The organism is Cellulomonas telluris, from assembly GCF_004886325.1.
In the GTDB taxonomy this organism is placed as follows: Bacteria; Actinomycetota; Actinomycetes; order Actinomycetales; family Cellulomonadaceae; genus Cellulomonas; species Cellulomonas telluris.
The window spans coordinates 1-576 of sequence record NZ_QXFN01000064.1 but is presented as its reverse complement, the minus strand read 5'-3'; the positions used below and the strand labels follow the sequence as shown (position 1 = coordinate 576).

Genomic DNA, 576 nt, shown 5'->3' with positions numbered 1-576 from the left:
CCATCGCCTGGAGCGTGACGCCGCAGATCGCCAGGCCGGCTCCGACCAGGACGCCGAGCAGCACCCGCGGGAGCCGCACCTGCCACACGATCGCGTCGACGGGTGCGGACCAGGAGCGCTCCCCCGGCCACCCCAGGACGTGGTGTCCGACGACCTCGGCGACCGTCGCGGCCGGGACCGCGACGGCCCCGATCCCGACCCCGGCGAGGACGGTCGCGAGCAGCCCCACGGACAGGCCCACGACCCAGGCGGACGTGCGGCGTCTGACGCGCACGAGTCCGAGGACGTCGAGGGACGTCAGGGTGTCCGATGCCACGCGCACTCCCCCGGTCGTCGATTGCAGGCCTTGTTGCAAGTTGGTCGCAACAGCGACAGGCTAGCGACACCGGTCGACAGCCGAGTCCCGGGGTCGTGGACTTCGGGGTCCCCATTGGTGACGACATCGATTATCGTTACCGCGTGGCTGACAGGACAAGACCATGAGCGGACGTGCGCGCTCTCGCGACACCGCGCCGGAGCTCGAGCACGAGCACGACAGCGGCGGTGACACCCGCCGCACCTTGGCGCAGGTCTACC

At 71.2% G+C, this 576-nt stretch carries 1 protein-coding gene; it reads right to left on the bottom strand.

Annotated features, from left to right (window positions below; all coding sequences use genetic code 11):
- A partial coding sequence (locus FB586_RS18755; RefSeq protein ID WP_222928403.1) for an iron chelate uptake ABC transporter family permease subunit occupies positions 1-316 on the bottom strand: 316 nt, incomplete at its 3' end.
- Positions 317-576: the final 260 nt, after the last annotated feature.